The sequence below is a fragment of the Streptomyces sp. NPDC058964 genome (genome assembly GCF_042741275.1).
Taxonomy (GTDB): Bacteria; Actinomycetota; Actinomycetes; order Streptomycetales; family Streptomycetaceae; genus Streptomyces.
The window spans coordinates 1-1,368 of the sequence record NZ_JBHYKH010000455.1; the positions used below are offsets into that span (position 1 = coordinate 1).

Below are 1,368 nucleotides of genomic sequence, written 5' to 3' on the forward strand. Positions count from 1 at the left end.
ACGTACACCTCCGCGGTGCCGGAGACGGGCGGCGCGGGGCCCGGCCGGTGGGGCCGGTGGGGGGGGGGGCGGGGGGGGCCGTGGCCTGGGGGCGGCCGGTCCTCCCGTTTGTGATTGTGGACTCGGGGGGTTTTCCGCACGCGGAGACCGAAGCACGGGTCGCGATGGAGTTGGCGACCGCGGAGCGGGACGCGACCGCCGCGAGCTGGGTGGCGAACAACCGGGGCATCATCTGCCTGCACCAGGGACGCTTCGCGGAGGGCAGGATTCTCTTCGGCCAAGCCATCCTCGGTTTCAGGGAAGCCGGGAACCGAGGCAGCGAAGCGTCTGCCCTGTCCAACCTGTCGCGCGCTCATCTGGGTGCGGGGAACGTCGCGGAGGCGGTCGAGATCGCGCAGAAGGGCCTCGCGGTGTACATCGAGTTGGGCAGGACGATGCGCCTCGCCAACGGCCACTTCGCCGTGGGTGTCGCTCTGACCAAGGCGGGCCGCCACCGCGAGGCACTCGGTCAGTTCTCCGAGGCTCTGGCGATCTTCGGCGATCACAGGCAGCGCCTGTGGGAGGGGGCGACCAACTTCCGTATCGCCGAGGTGCACATGGCGGCACACCGCCCCACGGAGGCCGCCCAGCACGCCGAGCAGGCCCTCGCCCTGGGATGCATCGGTGGTGACCGGATGCGCGGCAACGTTCTGACGCTCCTGGGACGCGCACTCTCGGCCCTGGGGCAGGCGGACCGGGCGAAGGCGTGCTGGCGCGAGGCTCTCAACCTCTACGAACAGAACTGCGCCAGTGAGGCCAGCGAGGTGAAGGCCCTGCTCAACTCGGCTGCTGCCGCGTAGGGAACCCGGCCTTTCCACCATCGCGTCACGGACGTTCAGCATTCGTTTATCGCCCCCTGGCACGCTCGTACCTGTCAGACCATCGCGTCGGGGGGCAGATGGTCGGACCCGGAGCCAGACCGGTTAATGTGCGGCTCCGAACGCCCGTCCGGCGGCCCTCGGGGGAGCTTCCGGGCGGGCGTTCCTGACTCGTCACCACAACAGAGGACGCAAGCACATGAGCGACACGAAGAAGGACGCGGCCGCCACTCCGCTGGACAACCACATGCCCAGCGAGCCCGCGGCGGACGAGACGGTCACAACGCTCGACAACCACATGCCGGCCGAACCGGCCGCAGACGTGATCAAGACGATGGACAACCACATGCCGGCCCCGCCCGCCCTGGACCTGGACGGCAAGTAAGTCTCATCCCGACGGGGATCGGCCGCGGCGGCGCGGAGGGGAGGCCGCCGCGGGCGGGGGAGTTGCTCGTGCGCCAACCCAGTGTGTTTTAAACACAAGAAGCGGCCGACACACAAAGAAATTTTT

At 69.1% G+C, this 1,368-nt stretch carries 2 protein-coding genes; both read left to right on the forward strand.

The features are described from left to right. A partial coding sequence (locus ACFW2E_RS36705) for a tetratricopeptide repeat protein (protein WP_384473311.1) occupies positions 1-839 on the forward strand: 839 nt, incomplete at its 5' end. A 217-nt stretch (positions 840-1,056) separates the two neighbouring features. Continuing rightward, positions 1,057-1,242, forward strand: a complete 186-nt coding sequence (locus ACFW2E_RS36710; protein ID WP_384473314.1) for a hypothetical protein — start codon at positions 1,057-1,059, stop codon at positions 1,240-1,242. Positions 1,243-1,368 lie beyond the last annotated feature (126 nt).